The following is a 22,222-nucleotide window of genomic DNA, read 5'->3' on the forward strand; positions in this document are numbered from 1 at the left end:
AGGGGCATGGGCAAGTGCCGCTGTTTCTTGGAGAATGACGTGACCAGGATAAATATTCTGCTGACATTGATTCTCGTCGCCTGCGCGCTGAGTGTTGTTACTTCACAGCATGAGGCGCGCAAACTTTTTGTGGAGTTCGAGAAGGAGCAGGACTTGGCGCGACAGCTTGCGGTGGAGTGGGATCAATTACGACTGGAGCAGAGCACGTGGGCAACACATGCGCGAATTGAAAAAATCGCGATCGAGCAACTTCTGATGCAAGTGCCGGACGCCTCCCACTTGCGGGTGCTCGTACCAACCGGGTCGGGTGCTTCAGATGTGGTCAGACCGGTGGAGCGATCAGAACCATGAAACGAGGCCATCAACCGCGGTTCATGCTGCCAACCGTGCGCTCGCGCCTGCTGGCTGCGCTGTTGATGCTGGGAATGGTCGGGCTTACCGCGCGCGCGGCTTATCTGCAGGGGATGCACAAGGATTTTTTGCAGGAAAAAGGAGAGTCGCGGTACAGCCGCGTACTCGAAATGAGCGCGTACAGAGGGATGATCACTGACCGGCACGGTGAGCCGCTCGCAATCAGCACACCTGTGGAATCCGTATGTTCGAGTCCCCAGGACTTGAATGCGACTCCAGAGCAATTAAAGAAACTGGCGAGCCTCATCGGCCTGGATATCGAGGATCTGCGAAAGCGCCTGGATTCGCGGCCGGATGGATCGCGGCGCGATTTCGTCTATTTGAAGCGTCACTTGTCGCCGGAAGTCGCGGCAAAGGTAGTCGAGCTCAATATTACGGGTGTGTTTCTGAAGCGGGAATACCGCAGATTTTACCCGGCGGGGGAATTGACGGCACATATAGTGGGTTTTACCGATATCGACGATAAGGGGCAGGAAGGTATCGAACTGGCGTTCCAGGATGAGCTTGCTGGCAGTCCCGGCAGCCGCCGCGTCATCAAGGATCGCAAAGGCCGCATCATCGAAGATATGGGAGGCGTTCGCGCACCCAGATCCGGCAAGAATATTGCGTTGTCCATCGACAGCAAAGTGCAGTACCTGGCTTATCGCGAATTGAAGCGGGCCATCGAGACGCATAAGGCCAAGGCAGGCGGAATCGTCGTCCTGAACGCGAAAACGAGCGAGGTCGTGGCGCTCGTCAATCTTCCGACCTACAACCCGAATAACCGGACCAGGACGGGCGGAGGGAGCGCGCGCAACAAAGCGGTAACGGATATGTTCGAGCCCGGTTCGACATTGAAGCCGTTTACCGTCGCCGCGGCGCTGGAAGCGGGCGAAGTGAAGCCCGAGACGGTGTTTCGGACAGGTCCGGAGCCATTTTCAGTCGGCAGATGGGTAATCCGCGACGCGCATAAGGAAGATGCGCTGACCGTGGCGCAAGTCATACAGAAATCCAGCAATGTCGGTTCCGCAAAAATCGCGCTGTCATTGTCGCCCCAGACGTTATGGGGGATGCTGAGCGATGCGGGATTTGGTGAGCCTACCGGTTCTGGTTTTCCTGGCGAGGTGAGCGGAAAACTTCGTCCATATCGCAGCTGGAGGCCGATCGAGCAGGCGACGATGTCATATGGTCATGGCATTGCGGTGAGCCTGCTGCAACTTGCGAGAGCCTATACGTTATTTTCCGCCGCGGGCGAGCTAAAGCCGGTTTCGCTCCTGCGCCGCGATGAGCCTGTCGCGGGCAAGCAGGTTTTATCCAGGGATACCGCACTTGCCGTGAGTAGGATGCTCGAAACAGTGGCTAAACCGGGAGGTACCGCGCCGCGAGCCCAGGTCAGTGGCTATCGCGTGGCTGGCAAGACTGGCACTGCTCATAAACCCGATGGCAGGGGTTATGCAAAAAAACGCTATCTTTCCACCTTTGTCGGCTACGCTCCGGTTTCCAATCCACAATATGTCGTTGCGGTGATGCTGGACGAGCCATCTGGCGGCCAATATTACGGCGGCGCGGTAGCCGCGCCAGTGTTCAGCCGGGTCATGGCGGAAGCTTTGCGCATGGCGAACATACCGCACGACGCTCCACCGAATAACGTTATGTCATCCACGCCATTGCTCCAGCCGAAGGGTGATGTGTGAGTTACAGAACGGCAGTGGACGAAAAGAGAGATGCGGCGGTGCCGGAAAGGTTCGATCCGCGTGTTCTGGACAGGCTGGAAGTTGAAATTGCAAGCCTTGTTACGGACAGCCGCACGGTAGGGACCGGAGACACGTTTGTAGCCTACCCCGGATGCAGATCCGATGGACGGGATTTCATACCCCAGGCTATCGCTGGAGGGGCGAACGCGGTGCTATGGGAGCGCGAGGGCTTTACATGGAATCCGTCATGGAATGTCCCAAATTTACCCGTCGCCGGCTTGCGATCCAATGCCGGCATCATCGCAGACCATGTATATGGCCATCCCTCCGCGAAGTTGTGGCTGATCGGTATCACAGGAACGAATGGCAAGACTTCGTGCAGCCACTGGATTGCCCAGGCTCTGACTGAACTGGGAAAAAAGACTGGCATCATAGGCACGCTGGGAACCGGATTCCTGGATAAGCTTGAACAGATCCCCAATACCACTCCGGATGCGGTGCTCCTGCAACGCAAGATGGCGGAGCTTTTGGACCATGGCGCACAATGCGTTGCCATGGAGGTTTCATCCCATGGGCTCATCCAGCAGCGTGTCGGCGGCGTCGCCTTCGCGGTCGCGCTGCTTACCAATCTGTCGCGGGACCATCTGGATTATCACGGCGACATGGAGCGCTATGCTGCCGCTAAAGCACGCCTGTTCCGCTGGCCCGGGCTGAAGTGGGCCATCCTCAATCTCGATGACCCATTCGGCATCGGCCTTGCACAGCAGCTCACGGGGTCGGCTGCACGGATACTTGGCTATGGATTCGGTGAATCGCTGGTTCAGCTTCGTAATACCGCTGAATTCCCGGTTCTTCTCGGACGGAATCTCAAGTCCACTCCTCGGGGGCTGGAATTCGGCATCGAGTTTGAAGGAGCGCATTTTGCCTTCAAGACTGATCTGGTAGGAGACTTCAACGCTTCGAATTTGCTTGGGGTCCTGGCTGTAATGCTTGCAGGCGGTTTCGAACTGGAGGATGCGGCTTGCGCATTGCAGCATGTTTCGCCCGTGGCGGGAAGAATGCAGTGGATGGGCGGCGGGGAACAGCCCCTCGTGGTTGTGGACTATGCCCATACTCCTGATGCCCTGGAAAAAGTGTTGCTGGCGCTACGGAAAATTCTTCATCCCGGCACTCAGGGGAATGCTGGAACGACTATAAGGCTATATCCGGCGGCAGAATTTCGCGATGAAAAATTGATTTGTGTATTTGGATGTGGGGGAGAACGTGACCAAGGCAAGCGTCCTTTGCTGGGCGCGCTGGCAACGAAGCTGGCCGACGAGGTCATCGTTACGAACGATAATCCGCGAAGCGAAAACGCGCGAACCATTATCGACCAGATCCTGGCGGGTGCCGGTTCAAACCATCATGTCGAGGAGGACCGGGCGCTAGCCATCTCGCGCGCGATTCGAGGCGCAAAAAAGGGTGATGTGGTGCTCATTGCCGGGAAGGGCCATGAATCATATCAGGAGATTAACGGGAAGAAATACCCGTTCAGCGATGCCGAGGTTGCGCAGCGAGCCTTGGCGGAGCCACGCGCCGGGGGGCCGTCAAAAATATGATGACGGTGCGGCAAGCGGCCCATGCCCTGCATGCGGAATCGAGCGGCCAGGATGTTTCCTTCACCGCCGTGAGTACCGATAGCCGGACGATCGGCCGGGGTAATCTGTTCGTGGCCCTGACAGGCGAAAAATTCGATGGCCATGATTATCTGCCGGAAGTACAGCAAAAGGGCGCCTCCGCCGCCCTGGTTCGACAGGATTGCGCGGCCAGCAAGGGCGCCGGCATTCCCCTGATCCTGGTGAAGGATCCTCGCCTTGCGCTGGGGCAGTTGGCGAAGTACTGGCGTGACCGCTTTGCCATTCCGGTGGTAGCGATTACCGGCAGCAATGGCAAGACGACGGTCAAGGAAATGCTTGCGTCCATTCTGCAACAGGCGGCGCAGCGCGGACAACGCACACCTGGTCCCGAGCGAGTGCTGTTTACCGAGGGCAACCTCAATAATGACATCGGTGTCCCCCTGACGCTTTTGCGGATGCGCGAGCAGCATGTGTACGCCGTAATCGAAATGGGTATGAATCATTTTGGAGAAATTGCCTACTTGAGCCGGCTGACAAGGCCGAGCGTGGCGGTGATTACCAATGCGGGCATGGCGCATACTCGCGACCTCGGTTCAGTGGAAGCGGTTGCTTATGCCAAAGGTGAAATTTTTGAAGGACTTGACGAGCAGGGTATCGCTGTCATCAACGCGGACGACTCCTATGCGCCGCTGTGGCGCAAATTGGCCGCAGGGGTGGATGAGGGCGCCAGGGGCGGCAGAGCCGAAGGGGGTGAAAGGGACGGAAAGAGCAGAAAGATACTCGAATTCGGGTTGGGTGGAAAGCCAGCGGTAAGCGCCCGCTACCAGCTCGATCCGCTTGATCCGCACCACTCCCCGCTTGATTCTCCAGGCAGCAGAATGAGTCTGCTGCTGCCGGCATGCACGGAGGAGGTTGAGTTGCAGGTGCCGGGAGTGCACAACATATGCAATGCGCTGGCGGCGGCGGCAGCAGCGGTAGCGATGGGTATCGAAGGGAAAGCCATAGCTGCGGGATTGAGCCAGTTCCGCGGGGTGAAGGGACGCATGCAGAGAAAGCACGGCTTGCATGGATCGATCCTGATAGATGACAGCTACAACGCGAACCCGGAATCGGTGAAGGCGGGATTGGCCGTTCTGGCAAAGGCTGACGGAAAAAAGATCATGGTGCTTGGGGACATGGGGGAGCTGGGCGACAGCGCGAGAGATGCGCATGCCCGCATTGGTGCCGAGGCACGGTTCTCGGGTATCGACAAGTTGTTCGCCCTGGGCGAGTTCAGCGCATATGCCGTGGACCAGTTCGGACCGGGGGCGAAACACTTCGATGAAATCGAGGGGTTGCTGGCGGAGGTGGAAAGCGAGTTGACGCCCGATACGACCGTGCTGATAAAGGGATCACGGTTCATGCGGATGGAACGGGTCGCAGCCCGTTTTGAACAGTGATCGGCGGATTGCAAATTTTGTAAATTGTGGATTTATCGATTATGAATTTCGTGGGCGAGCGGTACCGCCTTACCTCCCTGCTCCTGCAGCTCGGCAGGAACCAGAATCTTCTCCAGGCGGGGCTGACATGCTGCTAGAACTTGCCCAGTGGCTTAGCAAAGACATACGTGTTTTCAATGTGTTCAACTATATCACGTTGCGGACTGTTCTGGCGGCGCTGACGTCTCTGGCGATTTCTTTCATCGTCGGGCCCGCGATGATAAGGAAGCTTACCGCATACAAGATCGGACAGTCGGTACGGGACGACGGCCCTCAGACGCATCTCATCAAAGCGGGCACGCCTACCATGGGCGGCGCGCTGATACTGGTATCGATCGCCATTACCACGCTTCTGTGGGCGGACCTGAGCAATCGGTACATATGGGTAGTGCTGATAACGACAATGGGGTTCGGCGTGATCGGCTGGACGGATGACTACCGCAAGGTAGTCTATCGCAACCCCAAGGGACTTTCCGCCAGGGCGAAGCTCTTCTGGCAATCGTTGATAGCCCTGTTCGCTGCACTGTACCTCGTCCTGACCGCCGAGTTGCCCGCGCAGACCACCATGATCGTGCCATTTTTCAAGCAGGTCGCCATACCCCTGGGGCTGGTCGGGTTTGTGGCACTCGCCTACTTTGTCATCGTGGGAACCAGTAATGCCGTAAACCTCACCGATGGCCTGGATGGCCTCGCCATCATGCCTACCGTCATGATCAGCAGTGCCCTCGCGATATTCGCGTATGTTGCCGGCCATGCGGTTTTCGCCAAATACCTCGGCATTCCGCATATACCTCAAGCTGGAGAGCTGGCGGTATTCTGCGGCGCACTGGCAGGTGCGGGACTTGCCTTTCTCTGGTTCAACGCTTATCCCGCGGAAGTTTTCATGGGAGATGTCGGCGCACTCGCGCTCGGTGCCGCGCTCGGCATCGTGACGGTCATCATACGCCAGGAGATCGTGCTACTCATCATGGGTGGCGTGTTCGTGGTCGAAACTCTTTCGGTCATGCTGCAGGTGGCATCGTTCAAGCTTGTCGGCAAACGCATCTTTCGAATGGCTCCCCTCCATCATCACTATGAACTGAAGGGCTGGAAAGAAAACCAAGTGGTGGTGCGTTTCTGGATCATCACCATGATGCTGGTGCTGTTCGGCTTGTCGTCGTTGAAGTTGAGGTAACGCCAGGTAATGGATCTGCGCGGAAAAATCGTGCTGGTGCTCGGAATCGGGGAAACCGGCTTGTCGATGGCCAAGTGGCTATCACGCTGCAAAGCGACGGTACGTGCAGCCGACACCCGTCTGGCTCCGCCGCGCCTTGCGGAGTTCAGGCAGAGTTTGCCTGAGGCCAGGATATATGAAGGCGGATTCGATGCCGAGGCATTTTCGGGCGTCGATCTTATCGGCATCAGCCCCGGAGTGCCTCTGTCCGAACCGCTGGTCAGGCGGGCTGTTGCGAATGGCGTTCCAGTCGTGGGCGACATGGAGCTTTTTGCATTGGCCTTGCAGACCATGCAACAGGAGGATGCCGCAAGACCCGGAATTATCGGCATTACCGGATCCAACGGCAAGACTACCGTAACCGCCATGGTGGGTGCAATGGCCAGGAAGGCCGGCTGGGACGTGGAGGTTGCGGGAAACATAGGACCGGCCGTGCTGGATGCATGGATGCGCCGGCAGGATATGGGGCGATTTCCACGGGCGTGGGTATTGGAGATGTCGAGTTTTCAGCTGGAAACCACACGAAGCCTGTTCCTGGACGCGGCAACCGTGCTGAACGTGACTGAAGATCATCTCGACCGTTACGCGAGCATGGAGGATTACGCAGCGGCCAAAGCCGGGATATTTCTGAAGAGCGGCCCGAGTGGCGAAAGGGAAGGCGTGCAGGTGATCAACCGGGATGATCCTCTGGTCCGCGCCATGGGGTTGAGCGGAAGGAAGCAAGTGACATTCGGATGCGGTATGCCTGCGAGAGAGGAGGATTATGGCCTACTATCCGAAGGAAATGACATCTGGCTGGTGCAGGGAAAGAAGCGGCTGATGAAAGCCAGCGAGCTTGCGGTAACAGGCCGGCATAACGCGACCAATGCGCTCGCCGCACTGGCATTATGCCGCGCGCTGGCGTTGCCTCTGGAACCTTTGCTCGAAGCGCTGCGCGAATTCAGGGGATTGCCGCACCGGATGGAGAAAGTGGCGGTGATGGAGGATGTGACATTTTACGACGACTCCAAGGGAACGAATGTAGGCGCGACGGTGGCCGCCCTGAATGGTTTGTCCCAAACGGTCGTGCTGATAGCGGGTGGAGACGGCAAAGGCCAGGATTTTTCGCCGCTGGCCGGGCCTGTTGCCCGACATGCTCGTGCCGTGGTGCTGATAGGGCGGGACGCGAAAAATATGGCCGCTGCGCTGGAGCGTGGCGGCGTGCCGCTATATTTTGCCTCGAACATGGAAGAGGCGGTGCAGCAAGGGTTTGTGCTGTCGAAACAGGGGGACGCGGTGCTCTTATCGCCGGCATGCGCAAGCCTGGACATGTTCAGGAATTACGTGCATCGGTCCGAAGTATTCGTCGCGGCTGTGCGGGCGCTCCCAAAGGGAGCGCGATGATGCAAACTGCGCGCAAGGCAATGATATACCAGACAGGCATCGGTCAGAAAAAAGCCGTGTCTCATTTCGACCACTCCCTGATCTGGTCGTCGGTCCTATTGCTTGGCCTCGGGCTCGTGATGGTTTATTCCGCTTCCATTGCCATTGCGGAAGCGGGCCAGGACGGCAACGGCGATCCGGCGCATTTTCTCATCCGGCATGGCATCTATCTGGCTGTGAGCCTGTTCGCAGGCCTGCTTGCATTTCAGGTACCTACGGGGTACTGGGAGAAGTACTCGTTTCATCTGTTTTTCGTGGGGGCAATCCTGCTCGTCCTGGTGCTTGTCCCCAGCATAGGCCGCGAGGTTAATGGCAGCCGCCGCTGGATATCGCTGCTTGTAGTGAATTTTCAGCCTTCGGAATTCATGAAATTATTTGTCATTCTCTATGCCGCCCGCTACACGGTTCGCAGAGCAGCTTATCTGAACAGTTTTCGCAAGGGTTTTCTTCCCATGCTGGTCGTCATGCTGGGTCTGGGTTCGCTGTTGCTTCTCGAACCGGATTTCGGCGCGTTCGTTGTCATTACGGCTGTCGTGATGGCCATATTGTTTCTGGGAGGCATCGGCTTGAAGCTGTTCGCGGGCTTGGCCGGCTTTGTGGTGGCCAGCCTGCTGGCATTGATCTGGATGGAGCCTTACCGCATGCAGCGCTTTTTTGGCTTTATGGATCCATGGGACGATCCCTACGGAAAAGGATATCAGTTGAGCCATGCATTGATCGCCTTCGGACGTGGTGAATGGCTGGGAGTGGGTCTGGGGGGCAGCGTGGAAAAGCTTTTCTACCTGCCGGAGGCGCATACCGATTTTCTGTTGGCGGTCATCGCGGAAGAGCTTGGTTTCGCCGGGGTTCTCACGGTCATCGCGTTGTTTGGCTGGGTAGTGTTGCGCGCATTCGTTATCGGTAGGCAGGCCGCTATCCGGGAGCGCGCGTTTTCCGCGCTGGTGGCGCATGGTATCGGTGTATGGATAGGTTTTCAGGCTCTCATCAATATGGGAGTGAACATGGGAGTGCTGCCGACAAAGGGGCTGACCTTGCCACTGATGAGTTTCGGTGGCAGCAGTATTCTGGTCAGCTGCATTGCGCTCGCGGTTCTGTTGCGCATCGACTGGGAAAATCGGCAATTGATGAATGGTTATGCGGCATGAGTCCGCACTCATCTTTTATTGGGTGGGGTGAGCAGATTTGATCCACACCATTCTAATCATGGCGGGAGGAACCGGCGGTCATGTGTTTCCGGGCCTGGCCGTGGCGGAATATTTGAAGCAAGCCGGGTGGCGTGTGGTATGGCTGGGCACGGAAGGCGGGATGGAGACGAGGCTCGTACCTGGGCGGGGACATGACCTTGAAATCATCCGTTTTTCCGGTTTGCGCGGAAAGGGCTTCGTTACCTGGCTTACCTTGCCGCTGCGTCTCCTGATTGCGTTCTGGCAAAGCGCTCGCGTGATCCTGAACGCCCGCCCCGACGTTGTGCTCGGCATGGGTGGCTATCCCGCCTTCCCAGGCGGGATGATGGCTTCGCTGCTCGGGAAACCGCTACTCATACATGAACAGAATTCGATACCCGGGCTTGTCAACAAGATTCTGGCAAGGGTTGCCGATAAGGTGTTGCTGGGTTTTCCGGGAGCGATCCGGGATGGAAGGAAAGTGGTTTTTTCGGGAAATCCTGTTCGGCAGGAGATAACCGAGGTGGAGGCCCCTGAAAAAAGATATGGAATCCGCCAGGGACAGCTCAGGCTGCTGGTGATCGGTGGCAGCCTGGGGGCTCAGGCGCTCAATACCGTCGTGCCGCAGGCATTGAGATTGATTCCCGAACGGGGGAGGCCGTCAATAACGCATCAGACCGGGCTGCGGCATCTTGAGGCCGTACGTAAAAGCTATGCGGAGATGGAGGTGGAAGGAGATCTGTTTCCATTTATCGAAAACATGGCGGCACGCTACGCGGAGTGCGACCTGGTGGTTTGCCGCGCGGGCGCGTTGACCATAGCAGAGTTGACTGCCGCCGGGGTCGCGAGCGTCCTGGTGCCCTTTCCTTATGCCGTGGACGATCACCAGACGTTCAACGCGAGGTTTCTGAGCGACAGGAACGCGGCTGTGCTGGTGCCGCAGCATGAGCTTACCCCGCAATATCTTGCGGAGTTGCTCAGCGCGTTCACCCGGAAGCAGCTTATGGAAATGGCGATACGTGCGCGGCAACTGGCCAAGCCGGATTCGACCAGGTTCGTAGCGGACGCATGCATGGAAATCGTGAAATGAGATCTGGTCATGAAAGAAAAAAATAGGCGCATGAGCGCATCGATGACGCATGCTTCCCATTGTTTCACCGGCGGTTGCTGGCGGTTATCGGATTCGCCGGCATGAAGCACAAGGTCAAGCACGTGCATTTCGTGGGTATCGGAGGCTCAGGCATGAGCGGAATTGCCGAGGTGCTGCTGAACCTGGGCTACCAGGTCAGCGGCTCGGATTTGAGCAGTACCGCCATCACTCGGCGGCTGAAAAAGCTGGGCGCCATTATCCATACCGAGCATGTGCGCGCCCATGTGGAACCCGCGGATGCAGTAGTGACGTCCACAGCGATCAGCCCGGATAACCCGGAAGTCATGGCGGCGCGTGAGCGGAATATTCCCGTTGTGCCGCGCGCCATCATGCTGGCGGAACTGTTGAGATTGCGCCAGGGAATCGCCATCGCGGGAACACATGGAAAGACTACCACGACGAGCCTAGTGACCAGTATCCTGGCGGAAGCGGGAATGGACCCGACATTTGTTATCGGTGGCAGGCTGGAAGCCGCTGGGTCGCACGCAAAGCTGGGACGCGGAGAGTTCATCGTCGTGGAGGCGGACGAATCGGATGCCTCTTTTCTGCATTTGCAGCCCGTACTCGCGGCGGTAACGAATATCGATGCCGACCATATGGAAACCTACGGGCACGATATCAGCAAGCTCAGGCAGGCTTTCATCGATTTTTTGCAGCATCTGCCATTTTACGGAATGGCGGTGTTGTGCCTGGATGACGGAAACGTTCGCGAAATTCTGCCAGCGGTCACGAAACCTATCACTACCTATGGTTTGTCCGATGCCGCGCAAGTCCGCGCCATCGATATCAGCCATAACGAAGGCCGGATGCATTTCACCGCAGTGATAGGGGTGAATGGCAAAGCGCGCAAGCTCAAGATCATGCTTAACCTGCCAGGTTTGCACAATGTGCAGAATGCGCTGGCAGCCATCGCAGTCTGCAACGAGATCGGGGTAAAAGACGCAGCAATCATCAGGGCGCTCGCCAACTTCGAGGGCGTCGATCGCCGTTTTCAGCGTTATGGCGAAATCGATCTCATGGGCCACGGGACGGAAACAATTGGCAGAGGGCATTTCACGCTGGTTGATGATTACGGCCATCATCCAGTGGAAATGGCAGCCACGATTGCGGCGGCACGCGGCGCCTTTCCCGGTCGACGGCTGGTATTGGCGTTCCAGCCGCATCGCTATACCCGTACGCGAGACCTGTTCGAGGATTTCGTCAAGGTGCTTTCAACCGCGGACGTTTTACTCCTGGCCGATGTTTATCCGGCGGGCGAAACGCCCATCGTCGCCGCCGACAGCAAGTCGCTTGCGCGTGCGCTGAGGGTGTTGGGGAAGATCGAGCCCATCTACGTGGAGAGCATCGATGAACTGCCTGCCGCTATCCAGAGCGCAGCCCAGGACGGGGACGTGGTTCTGGTGATGGGAGCGGGATCGGTAGGCGCGGTGGCGCCCCATCTGGCGAAAAGACCATGAGAACCAGGTGATGATTTCTGGAAGTTTATTGGATATGCCGGACATTGAATCGGGCCATGATTTGCGCGCCCTTCGAGGTGAACTGCACCTGGATGAGCCGATGAAGAAGTACACTTCCTGGCGCGCGGGCGGAAGGGCAGAGCGTTTGTATCTGCCGGCGGATCTTGACGATCTCCGGCGGTTTTTACGCGAGCTTCCGGGGGGCGACTCTTTATATGTAATGGGCCTGGGCAGCAACCTCCTGATTCGCGATGGAGGATGGGGCGGTACTGTTCTGGTGTTGCATGCGCGATTGAATAACCTTTTCGTGGAACGGGAAAAGGGAGAAAAGCGATTGATTTATGCCGAAGCGGGAGTAACCTGCGCAAAAATTGCCCGGTTCGCGGCCCGGCATGACCTGGGGGGCGCCGAATTTCTGGCCGGTATTCCAGGAACGGTCGGCGGCGCGCTTGCCATGAACGCGGGGTGTTACGGCAGCGAAACGTGGGAAATCGTCGAGCAGGTGCAGACGTTCACGCGCGCAGGCCAGGTTTGTTCACGGTTTCCCGCCGATTATCAGATCGGCTACCGGCATGTCGCTTTAAAGCCGGGAGCTGCGTCCCGGCCGAGGTCCGGGAGCGCGGCCGATAGCGCCGGCGTGGCTGTTCCCGAGGAATGGTTCGCAGGAGCCTGGTTCCGGTTGCAGCCAGGCGGTCATGCGGAGTCGCGCAGAAAGATCAAGGAACTGCTTGCCCGGCGAGCCGCCAGCCAGCCATTGAATCTTCCTAACGCGGGCTCGGTATTTCGCAATCCCCCGGGAGATCATGCGGCAAGACTGATCGAGTCATGTGGATTGAAGGGGTTTCGAATCGGCGGGGCCATGGTTTCGCCCAAGCATGCCAATTTTATCGTAAACACCGGAGAAGCCACTGCGGAGGATATCGAAGCCGTAATTATCGCTGTGCGTGAAACCGTGAGAAAGCAAACGGGAATGGAGTTGATCCAGGAAGTGCGAATCGCTGGAGCGCCGTTTCATGCCTCATCAAGCAACATCACCTGGCATCAGGAGAATGACGTTTGAATAACAAGGAATTTGGGAAAGTTGCGGTTCTGCTGGGCGGGCGTTCGGCCGAGCGCGAGATATCCCTGCAAAGTGGGACAGCGGTACTCGATGCGCTACGCCGGAGGAACGTCGACGCCCATCCATTCGATCCTTCCGAACTTCCCATTCAAGCCCTTTTGCACCAGGGTTTCGATCGGGCTCATATCTGCCTCCATGGACGCTATGGGGAGGACGGCACCGTCCAGGGCGCCCTGGAACTCATGGGACTGCCTTACACTGGCAGTGGCGTGTTGGCGAGCGCGCTGGCAATGGATAAATGGCGGACCAAGTTGTTATGGCAGGCCGTGGGCATCAGGACGCCACGCCATGTTCTGCTCGATGAGCAAAGTGATTTTCGCGAGATCGCGAGAGAGCTTGGCCTACCTCTGATTGTCAAGCCATCACGCGAAGGATCGACGATTGGGCTTACCAAGGTGACAGCCGCAAGCGAATTGGCGGGAGCCTGGCGGCTTGCCGCTGAGCACGACTCGCTCGTACTGGCGGAGGAATTTATCGAAGGGGCGGAACTTACCGTCTCCATTCTTGGAGATGTTCCCTTGCCTCTGGTGCGAATCGAAGCCTCCAGCGGTTTGTATGACTACCACGCCAAGTATCTTTCGGAAAGGACGCAGTACTTCTGCCCAAGCGGCTTGCCCGCCGAGCAGGAGCGCGCCATCCAGATGTTGGCGCTGCAAGCCCACAGGGTGCTGGGATGCGAAGGATGGGGAAGGGTGGATTTGATACTGGACAAATCGAACCAGCCCTACTTCCTGGAAACGAATACTTCGCCCGGCATGACTACTCACAGCCTGGTGCCAATGGCGGCAAAAGCCGCGGGAATATCTTTCGAGGACCTGGTATTGCGAATACTGGAGCTGGCGCATGTGGGGTAATCCTCAATCGCTCAATGGGCTGACGAATTCATTGCTGGCCCTGGCGCTGGCAGTAGCCTTGTATCACATCGGCCGATGGGCGTTGAACCTGCCTGTCCTTCCGTTGAAGGCGGTGGCGTTCCAGGGGGCGAACCTGGATAGCGGCGACCTCAAGCCCCTCGAGCATGTGACGCGGGAGGAACTGGCGGACGTGGTGCGAAAGGAAATAAAGGAAGGCTTCATTACTGTGGATCTGGTTGCAGCGCGCATAGCCTTCATGAAACTTCCCTGGGTGCGAGATGCTGTCGTTCGCCGGGTCTGGCCCCCTGGCCTGGAAGTGATTCTGGAAGAGCAAATACCACTGGCATGCTGGGGCAGCGCTGGTCTGGTGAATTTGCAGGGCGAGGTCTTCGATGCGCCATGCGATTCGCATCTGCCTGTTTTCGATGGGCCTTCGGAGAGTTCCCGCGATATGGTCCGTCACTATGACGTCTTTGCCAGATTGCTTCATCCTCTGCGGCAAAGGATCCAAAAGCTGACGCTCTCACCCCGTAGGGCATGGCAGATAAGCCTGCAGCAGGGAACCGTGCTGGAACTGGGACGAGAGCAGATGGAAGCGAGACTGAGACGATACGCCAGACTGGAGGGCAGCGCCGCGACGTTGCTGAACAGGCGATTGATCCGTGTCGATCTGAGGTATCCCAATGGCTTTGCAGTGCAATGAGCTGGGCGCAAGCGACTCAAAAAGGTGAGCAGGTGATCGAAGGTTACAGGATTAACGGGATTAGATGAGAAGCAGCGAAAGCAAGAACTTCATTGTCGGGCTGGATATCGGCACTTCCAAGATCATGGCTATTGTCGCGGAGATGAAACCCGAGGGTGGGTTCGAGGTAATTGGCATAGGCAGCCATCCATCACGTGGGCTCAAGAAAGGCGTGGTGGTCAATATCGAAACCACGGTGAGCGCGATTCAGCGTGCGCTGGAGGAAGCGGAGCTGATGGCGGATTGCAAGATCAGGGAGGTGTATACCGGCATTGCCGGTGGTCATATCAAGAGCTTCAATTCTCATGGAATGGTGGCGATCAAGGACAAGGAAGTATCCAGGATGGATGTGGAACGGGTGGTGGAGACAGCCAAGGCGGTGAATATCCTCAATGATCAGCAGGTCCTCCACGTTCTCAATCAGGAATTCATCATAGATGGCCAGGAAGATGTGCGAGAACCCATCGGAATGAGCGGGGTACGGCTGGAAGTAAAGGTCCATATCGTCACCGGGGCAGTATCTGCCGCCCAGAACATCATGAAGTGCGTGCGGCGATGCGGCCTGGAAGTGCGTGACCTCGTATTGCAGCCATTGGCTTCGGCCATGGCGGTGCTGTCGGAAGATGAAAAAGATCTGGGCGTATGCCTGATGGATATAGGCGGAGGCACCACCGATATCGCAGTTTTTACCCACGGCGCGATAAGACATACCGCGGTGATCCCCATAGCTGGAGATCAGATCACCAATGACATTGCAATGGCCTTGCGCACCCCGACCAAGGATGCCGAAGACATCAAATGCCGTTATGGCTGTGCCCTGCGGGGCATGGCTGATCCGCATGAATTGGTGGAAGTGGCGGGCGTTGGGGACCGGGGCGTACGCCAGCTTTCCAGGCAAACCCTGTCGGAAGTCATCGAGCCGCGCGTGGAAGAGCTTTATTCGATGGTGCAGGCCGAACTGCGCCATAGCGGTTTCGAGCAATTGCTTTCATCCGGCATCGTCATCACCGGTGGCTGTAGTTCTCTTCAAGGCATGGTAGAGCTCGGCGAAGAGATATTTCACATGCCGGTGCGGCTCGGACTTCCCCATTATCGCGGCAGTCTGGAAGAAGTGGTCCTGAATCCGAGATGCTCCACCGGCATCGGCCTGATCCAGGCGGGCATGGAGCAATTTCGGCTGAACCAGCACGTCCGGCTGCAGGGCAATTCCTTCACTCGCATTCTCGAAAGGATGAAGAGCTGGTTCCAGGTCAATTTCTAACAGCTGGAGGATATGGCAACAAGGTCGTTCTAATAAAAAACGTGAGCCCCTGCGGGTATACGGGCATAGCAGGCACAGGCGGGAATTTGCAGCAACATTTGGTTCAGTCCATTAACAGCATTAACAGGAGAAGCATTATGTTTGAAATCATGGATACACAAACACAGGAAGCCATCATCAAGGTCATCGGTATCGGCGGTTGCGGCGGCAATGCCGTGGATCATATGATCGAGAACGGGGTGCAGGGCGTCGAGTTTATCTGCGCAAACACCGATGCACAGGCGCTCAAGCGCAACCAGGCGCGTACCTTGTTGCAGCTTGGCTCCGGCATTACGAAGGGATTGGGCGCGGGAGCTGATCCGGAAGTCGGGCGCAATGCGGCGATGGAGGATCGCGACCGGATCGCCGAACTGATCGAGGGTGCCGACATGCTGTTCATTACTGCTGGAATGGGCGGTGGCACCGGTACCGGTGCAGCGCCGGTCGTCGCCCAGGTCGCCCGCGAGTTAGGTATTCTCACCGTTGCGGTGGTTACCAAGCCCTTTGCTTTTGAAGGAAGGCGAATCAGGGCTGCGCAGGCGGGAATGGAAGCGCTGTCCCAATATGTGGATTCCCTGATCGTCATTCCCAACGATAAGCTGATGATGGTTCTCGGGGAAGATGTCAGCATGCTCGACGCATTCAAGGCCGCCAATGACGTTCTGTACGGCGCGGTTGCGGGCATCGCGGAAGTCATCAATTGCCCGGGCTTGGTCAATGTGGACTTCGCCGACGTAAAGACCGTCATGTCGGAAATGGGGATGGCGATGATGGGTTCGGCGTTTTCTTCGGGCATCGACAGGGCACGCATCGCCGCCGAGCAGGCCGTCGCCAGTCCTCTGCTGGAAGATGTCAATCTTTCGGGCGCAAGAGGCGTGCTGGTCAACATTACCGCAAGCGCGGCGATGAAGATGCGGGAGGTTCATGAAGTCATGAGCACCATCAAGGATTTTACCGCGGACGATGTCACCGTAATCGTCGGCACAGTGATCGATGAAAACATGCAGGATAATCTGCGGGTCACCATGGTGGCGACGGGACTGGGGGGGGTGACAAGCCGGTCCCAGCCCAAATCACTGAGTGTCATCCATTCTCGCACCGGGACGGATAATATGCAGGCGGACTCGATAAGCTGGAAGGAGCTGGATGCTCCCGCTGCAATCCGCACAAACAGAAGGCGCGACGCAACTGTGGAAGCCCTGAAGCAATCGGGTGTGGATACGCTCGATATTCCGGCATTCCTTCGAAAGCAGGCAGATTGATCTTCGTCCTCCTCCTGCGAAGGGCTCCGGGAATCAACCCGGAATGCCAGCTTCCGGCTTAGGTATTTCGATAACCCAGCCTTCGGAGGTGTTTGTGGGATCAATGGAAAGGGGATATGACCCGTGTCTCGCTGTAATTCGATCTTATATTGCTGTCCTCTTGCGAATCCTATTCAGAGGGTTCATTCGGCTTCGCTTGTGTCTTAATCAGGGCAACGATGGCGTTTTTTAATGGAGATACAGACGGTGACATTGACGATGGTTCCGGCAAATTCTTGGCAAGCTGAGCCAGGCTTTCCAGCCCGGCCCGGGCTATCCGGCGCTTTGTGGTCCGGCTGGCAGCCAGCGGATCGTAACCGGTAGCAGAATTGCAATCCGCTTGCACAGCAATCCGAATTGAAGTAACCTCGTAACCCCTTACCTTGAATTTTCGTAACAACGAGGGAACCATCTGCCTGATTTTGGCAGCGATCGCGCCGTTTGAGGCGTGTATAACCAGGTTTCCTTCAGATTCAGAGAATGCACCCAAAGTGCAGAATTGGCCCAGTTGGCGCGGAGCAATTTCAAAAAATACTTGTTGCAGCTCAGTGAGCTTTTGCATGTTGGCAAATAGCTTTCGATGATCAGGGATCAGGCTGAGGGCATCGAGATAGAAATTGATTTTCCGAACGCTCATGGCTGGACTTTAACCGGGGGAATAAGATGAATATTATTCTGATTTCCAATAATTTGGCAAAGCCGAGGACGGTCACTCTGACCCACAGGCATCTCGTAGTTTTTGCAGGCGCATTTCTGGCGGCGGCGGTGCTGATAGCGATGTGCCTCAACTACCTCTCTTTGCGCTACGCGGACAAGATCGACAGTCCGATGCTGCGTTCTCTGGTTTTGAGCATGCAGCAGGAAGAGCAGGAAAAAAGCCAGTCCTACTTGCGTGACAGCCTTAATGCCATGGCAGTCAGAATGGGGCAGATGCAGGCGCAACTGTTACGGCTGGACTCCGTAGGCGTACGTCTTGCGGAACTGGCGGGTATCAAGCCGCAGGAGTTCCTGTTTAATCAAACCCCCGCGCAGGGCGGGATGGTGCCCAGTCTGCCGTCGCAGGAAATGTCGTTCATTGAGTTGAACAACAGGATTCAGGAGTTGTCACGCATGGTCGATGACCGTGCTGACAAGCTCGGCGCCCTGGACTCATTGCTGATGCAGGACAGGTTGAAGAAAAAAATGCTTCCGTCCGTCATGCCCGTAAATGTGAAATGGTATTCCTCGGGGTTTGGCTCGCGTATCGATCCTTTTACGGGAAGGACTGCTTTTCACGAGGGGGTTGATTTCATCGCCTCCAAGGGCACTCCCATTGTAGCAGCGGCGAATGGGGTAGTGGTGTATTCCGGTTATCATGCTGAGTATGGTAATATGATAGATGTTGACCACGGCAACGATCTGGTCAGCCGCTATGCCCACGCCTCCAAGCGCATGGTCAAAGTAGGCCAGATTGTGGTAAGAGGACAAAAGATTGCCGAAGTGGGCAGCACTGGCCGTTCTACCGGCCCGCATCTGCATTTTGAGGTCAGGCACAAGGGCTTGCCACAAAACCCATCCCGGTTCTTGAAGATGCCCAGTTGAGTCGGATTGCTAATACTCTCGTGCGGGGGGTGAGGCCAAAAACCTCACCCCCTAATTTTTTGGACGGCTGCTGAACAGGAATATTTCGAAATTTCATGCTGAACAATTTGCTCAAGAAAGTTTTCGGAAGCCGGAACGACCGGCTGATCAAGCAATATTTCCAGACAGTCGGGACAATCAATTCGATTGAATCAAAGTTTGCGGCGCTGACTGATGCCGAGCTACGCGCCAAGACGGAAGAGTTCAAGAAGCGCCTAGCTGATGGCGTGGCAATCGACGCGCTAATCCCGGAAACCTTCGCCGTCGTGCGGGAAGCCAGCAAGCGCGTGTTGGAGATGCGCCATTTTGACGTGCAGCTGATCGGCGGCATGGTTCTGCATAGCGGTAAAATCGCCGAAATGAGAACCGGGGAGGGCAAGACACTCATGGCGACCCTGCCAGCCTATCTCAATTCCCTGGCTGGAAAAGGCGTACACTTGGTAACCGTCAATGATTATCTTGCCAGACGTGACGCGGAGTGGATGGGGCGTATTTACCAGTTTCTCGGGGTCAGCGTCGGGGTCATCCTTTCGCAGATGGATCACGGCGACAAGCAGGCGGCCTATGCGGCCGATATCACTTACGGCACCAATAACGAATACGGATTTGATTACCTTCGCGACAATATGGTCAATCACCCGCTCGAGCGCGTGCAGCGCGCGCTGCATTTCGCCATCGTTGACGAAGTGGATTCCATCCTGATCGATGAGGCGCGCACCCCCCTGATCATTTCGGGGCAGGCGGAAGGCAATACCGACATTTACGTCCGCATGAATGTCCTGATTCCAAAGCTTGTCAGACAGGAAACGGAGAAGAGCCCGGGTGATTTCAGCGTGGACGAAAAGGCCCAGCAGGTGTTGCTGAGCGAAGCGGGTTTCGAGCATGCCGAGAAGCTGCTGTCGCAAAGCGGGTTGCTTTCGGCTGGAACCAACCTTTACGATCCGGCAAATATCAATCTGGTACATCATCTTTACGCCGCTCTCCGGGCCCATGCGCTATTTCATCGTGACCAGCACTACGTGGTGCAGAATGGCGAAGTGGTCATCGTGGATGAATTCACCGGCCGGCTTATGTCGGGTAGGCGCTGGTCGGAAGGGCTGCACCAGGCGGTCGAGGCAAAGGAAAACGTACCCATCCAGAAGGAGAATCAGACGCTTGCCTCCATCACTTTTCAAAACTACTTCCGCATGTATCAGAAGCTCGCCGGCATGACGGGTACGGCCGATACGGAAGCCTATGAGTTTCAGCAGATTTACGGGCTTGAAACCGTGATCATTCCTACTCATCGACCGATGGTGCGCGTGGACCGCATGGATCAGGTATTCCGCACCATGGGCGAAAAAAATCGTGCCATCATTGCCGACATCAAGGACTGCTATGAAAGGGGGCAGCCTGTCCTGGTGGGAACGACTTCCATCGAGAACAATGAATTGCTGTCCGGCTTGCTTGCTGGCGAGAAACTGCCGCATCAGGTATTGAATGCAAAGCAGCATGCAAGAGAAGCGGAGATTGTTGCTCAGGCGGGCCGTCCAAAAATGATTACCATCGCGACCAATATGGCCGGCCGAGGCACGGACATTGTTCTGGGGGGCAACCCGGAACCTGAACTTGAGCGCGTCCGATCGGATGAGAGTCTCGACGAGACAGCCAGACTCGAACGCATGGAAAAGCTGCAAACCCAATGGAGGGCTCTCCACGATGAAGTGCTGAAACAAGGAGGACTGCACATCATCGGTACCGAACGCCATGAATCGCGGCGGGTGGATAACCAGCTCCGCGGCCGTTCCGGCCGCCAGGGCGACCCGGGCTCAAGCCGTTTCTATCTTTCGCTGGAAGATCCGCTGCTGCGCATCTTTGCATCCGACCGCGTCGCCAGCATCATGCAGAAGCTCAACATGCCGGAAGGCGAGGCGATCGAACACCCATGGGTTACGCGGGCAATCGAGAATGCGCAGCGCAAGGTGGAGGCGCGTAATTTCGATATGCGCAAGCAGTTGCTGGAATACGATGATGTCGCCAATGACCAGCGTAAGGTGATTTATCAGCAGCGCAATGAGCTGCTCGAGTCGCAGGATATCTCGGAGACCATCGCCGCAATGCGCCAGGACGTGCTGAAAAGCATCGTCGCGCTGTATGTTCCTCCTCAAAGTGTCGAGGAGCAGTGGGATATTCCCGCACTGGAAAAGGCGCTGGCCGGCGAATATCTATTGCAGTTGCCGCTGCAGGAATGGCTGGAGAATGAGGGAGACCTGCACGCGGATAATCTTGACGAGCGCGTTGCGGCGATAGCGGGTGAGCATTACGCAGGCAAGGTGGGGCAGGTAGGGGCTGCGGCCATGCATCACTACGAGCGAGCGGTAATGCTGCAAAGCCTGGATATACATTGGCGCGAGCATCTGGCGGCACTCGATCATTTAAGGCAGGGAATCCATCTGCGCGGATATGCTCAAAAAAATCCCAAGCAGGAATACAAGCGCGAGGCTTTCGAGTTGTTCACCGCCATGCTCGAAGAGATCAAGACCGAAGTCACCCGCATATTGCTGACGGTGCAGATAAGAGACGAGCAACAGATGGAGGCCGTAACCGAAGCTCCGCGTCAGCCGGCCAATGTGCAGTATCAGCATGCGCCCTACGAGGAAGCGCTTGCCAATGAGGATACGGCAGAAACAGCACCGGATCTGGCGGAAAAACCTCAGCCATTCGTCCGGCAGGGTGGAAAGGTGGGCCGCAACGATCCTTGTCCTTGCGGATCAGGCAAAAAATACAAGCAGTGCCACGGCAAGCTCAGCTAGGGAGTCCTGAACAAATCTCCGTTGGCGCGACGGCTTTGCGGGATGGGATGCGATTTGTTCAGCGCTTCCCCATATTGCCGCCTTATGAGTGATATTTGAACCGCCCCTCAATCCTGACGGGCGGTGTTTTGACGCGATGAGCGGCCCCACTCCAGTCGTGATTAATTCGCCCTTTTCTGGAAATACTCGTCATAGCGGAAAACATAGTCCTTGTCCGTCAGCGGCAGGTGGCACGACCTGCAGGTAGCCAGATCGTCAGGTGCTTTGGTTTTTGCATCGGACAGGTACATGGCATAAACCCAGTCGCCATTCCTGAGTTCGGGAGGGTTGACGGTTTCTCCCCAGCCAGCGCCTTTGCCCATGACACCGATCTTGAGCAACTCCCCTTTTATCAATTTACCGTCAGCCCCTTTTAATGGGGTGCCGTCAGAGGCTTCACGCGCCTTGTATATTTCCATTACCGAAACGGTGCCATTTGGGAAAGCTTCGCCCATTTTCGCGCTATTTCCAATGGGATTGATATAGATCTCACGCACCTGCTTGGTGTCAGTGCGCTGCACGTCAGAAAGAAATTTTGGCCAGCTCTTGTATTCCGGCGGAATAGGCAGTTCCCCATCGCCATATTTTGTCGCTTGAGGGGTTGATGGCGTCTGTGCGCAGCCAATTACTATTGCTCCACACAACATGGCAACAGTCAAGGTAATACGATTCATCTCTATTCTCCTGTCATTGAATGGCGCGATGCGATATCTCTCCCATTTGTTTTACTCCTTGATGCCTTGGGCGAGCCTGGAGCCTTGATTCCGCAGGGCGTGCTGGAAGCCTCGCAGGATCATCTGATTACCGTTCGCTATACTAGCGGCCGAAGAGGGGTGTTGCAACAATAATCCTGAATCCGACCTGTCCAACT

The 22,222-nt window shown here is 56.7% G+C and carries 18 protein-coding genes; 16 read left to right on the top strand and 2 right to left on the bottom strand.

Features of this window, described 5'->3' with window-relative positions; all coding sequences use genetic code 11:
* The first annotated feature begins 39 nt into the window (after positions 1 to 39).
* The 14 genes from ftsL to ftsZ all read left to right on the top strand — a co-directional run bounded on the left by ftsL (position 40) and on the right by ftsZ (position 16,861).
* Entirely contained in the window at positions 40 to 351 is a 312-nt protein-coding gene (gene ftsL / locus ACZ5CE_RS01885; RefSeq protein ID WP_464576075.1) for a cell division protein FtsL, read from the top strand.
* Positions 348 to 2,084: a peptidoglycan D,D-transpeptidase FtsI family protein gene (locus ACZ5CE_RS01890; RefSeq protein WP_464576076.1), complete on the top strand. Its 1,737-nt coding sequence runs from the start codon at positions 348 to 350 to the stop codon at positions 2,082 to 2,084. The genes ftsL and ACZ5CE_RS01890 overlap by 4 nt, the downstream gene beginning before the upstream one ends.
* Positions 2,081 to 3,682 (top strand): UDP-N-acetylmuramoyl-L-alanyl-D-glutamate--2,6-diaminopimelate ligase, encoded by a 1,602-nt coding sequence (locus ACZ5CE_RS01895; RefSeq protein ID WP_464576077.1) that lies wholly within the window; start codon positions 2,081 to 2,083, stop codon positions 3,680 to 3,682. Before ACZ5CE_RS01890 ends, ACZ5CE_RS01895 begins: the two co-directional genes overlap by 4 nt.
* Entirely contained in the window at positions 3,679 to 5,139 is a 1,461-nt protein-coding gene (locus tag ACZ5CE_RS01900; protein ID WP_464576078.1) for a UDP-N-acetylmuramoyl-tripeptide--D-alanyl-D-alanine ligase, read from the top strand. The genes ACZ5CE_RS01895 and ACZ5CE_RS01900 overlap by 4 nt, the downstream gene beginning before the upstream one ends.
* A gap of 127 nt (positions 5,140 to 5,266) precedes the next feature.
* Positions 5,267 to 6,352 carry a phospho-N-acetylmuramoyl-pentapeptide-transferase gene (mraY, locus tag ACZ5CE_RS01905; protein WP_464576079.1) on the top strand — a complete coding sequence of 362 codons (1,086 nt, stop codon included), beginning with the start codon at positions 5,267 to 5,269 and terminating at the stop codon, positions 6,350 to 6,352.
* Positions 6,353 to 6,361: 9 nt separating this feature from the next.
* Entirely contained in the window at positions 6,362 to 7,774 is a 1,413-nt protein-coding gene (gene murD, locus ACZ5CE_RS01910; protein WP_464576080.1) for a UDP-N-acetylmuramoyl-L-alanine--D-glutamate ligase, read from the top strand.
* A 20-nt stretch (positions 7,775 to 7,794) separates the two neighbouring features.
* Positions 7,795 to 8,958 carry a putative lipid II flippase FtsW gene (gene ftsW, locus ACZ5CE_RS01915; RefSeq protein ID WP_464577378.1) on the top strand — a complete coding sequence of 388 codons (1,164 nt, stop codon included), beginning with the start codon at positions 7,795 to 7,797 and terminating at the stop codon, positions 8,956 to 8,958.
* A gap of 37 nt (positions 8,959 to 8,995) precedes the next feature.
* The gene (gene murG, locus ACZ5CE_RS01920; RefSeq protein ID WP_464576081.1) at positions 8,996 to 10,066 is read left to right on the top strand and encodes an undecaprenyldiphospho-muramoylpentapeptide beta-N-acetylglucosaminyltransferase; all 1,071 of its coding nucleotides are present in this window, start codon (positions 8,996 to 8,998) and stop codon (positions 10,064 to 10,066) included.
* A gap of 101 nt (positions 10,067 to 10,167) precedes the next feature.
* Entirely contained in the window at positions 10,168 to 11,583 is a 1,416-nt protein-coding gene (murC, locus tag ACZ5CE_RS01925) for a UDP-N-acetylmuramate--L-alanine ligase (protein WP_464576082.1), read from the top strand.
* A 34-nt stretch (positions 11,584 to 11,617) separates the two neighbouring features.
* The gene (gene murB / locus ACZ5CE_RS01930) at positions 11,618 to 12,643 is read left to right on the top strand and encodes a UDP-N-acetylmuramate dehydrogenase (RefSeq protein WP_464576083.1); all 1,026 of its coding nucleotides are present in this window, start codon (positions 11,618 to 11,620) and stop codon (positions 12,641 to 12,643) included.
* The gene (locus tag ACZ5CE_RS01935) at positions 12,640 to 13,557 is read left to right on the top strand and encodes a D-alanine--D-alanine ligase (RefSeq protein ID WP_464576084.1); all 918 of its coding nucleotides are present in this window, start codon (positions 12,640 to 12,642) and stop codon (positions 13,555 to 13,557) included. The genes murB and ACZ5CE_RS01935 overlap by 4 nt, the downstream gene beginning before the upstream one ends.
* Positions 13,547 to 14,260 carry a cell division protein FtsQ/DivIB gene (locus ACZ5CE_RS01940; protein ID WP_464576085.1) on the top strand — a complete coding sequence of 238 codons (714 nt, stop codon included), beginning with the start codon at positions 13,547 to 13,549 and terminating at the stop codon, positions 14,258 to 14,260. Before ACZ5CE_RS01935 ends, ACZ5CE_RS01940 begins: the two co-directional genes overlap by 11 nt.
* Positions 14,261 to 14,324: 64 nt before the next feature.
* Positions 14,325 to 15,560 (top strand): cell division protein FtsA, encoded by a 1,236-nt coding sequence (gene ftsA, locus ACZ5CE_RS01945; protein ID WP_464576086.1) that lies wholly within the window; start codon positions 14,325 to 14,327, stop codon positions 15,558 to 15,560.
* Positions 15,561 to 15,697: 137 nt separating this feature from the next.
* The gene (gene ftsZ, locus ACZ5CE_RS01950) at positions 15,698 to 16,861 is read left to right on the top strand and encodes a cell division protein FtsZ (RefSeq protein WP_464576087.1); all 1,164 of its coding nucleotides are present in this window, start codon (positions 15,698 to 15,700) and stop codon (positions 16,859 to 16,861) included.
* Between the two features lie 169 nt (positions 16,862 to 17,030).
* On the opposite strand, the gene ACZ5CE_RS01955 is transcribed toward ftsZ, so the two are convergent.
* The gene (locus tag ACZ5CE_RS01955) at positions 17,031 to 17,537 is read right to left on the bottom strand and encodes a DciA family protein (RefSeq protein ID WP_464576088.1); all 507 of its coding nucleotides are present in this window, start codon (positions 17,535 to 17,537) and stop codon (positions 17,031 to 17,033) included.
* A gap of 26 nt (positions 17,538 to 17,563) precedes the next feature.
* Between ACZ5CE_RS01955 and ACZ5CE_RS01960 the strand changes: the two genes are divergently transcribed.
* Positions 17,564 to 18,481, top strand: coding sequence for a peptidoglycan DD-metalloendopeptidase family protein (locus ACZ5CE_RS01960; RefSeq protein ID WP_464576089.1), 918 nt, complete (start codon positions 17,564 to 17,566; stop codon positions 18,479 to 18,481).
* Positions 18,482 to 18,576: 95 nt separating this feature from the next.
* Positions 18,577 to 21,312 (top strand): preprotein translocase subunit SecA, encoded by a 2,736-nt coding sequence (gene secA / locus ACZ5CE_RS01965; RefSeq protein ID WP_464576090.1) that lies wholly within the window; start codon positions 18,577 to 18,579, stop codon positions 21,310 to 21,312.
* Positions 21,313 to 21,473: 161 nt separating this feature from the next.
* Here secA and ACZ5CE_RS01970 read toward each other — a convergent pair whose 3' ends face one another.
* On the bottom strand, positions 21,474 to 22,025 hold the full coding sequence (locus ACZ5CE_RS01970) for a cytochrome P460 family protein (RefSeq protein ID WP_464576091.1): 552 nt from the start codon (positions 22,023 to 22,025) through the stop codon (positions 21,474 to 21,476).
* Positions 22,026 to 22,222 lie beyond the last annotated feature (197 nt).

The organism is Nitrosospira sp. TNL200 (assembly GCF_055386305.1).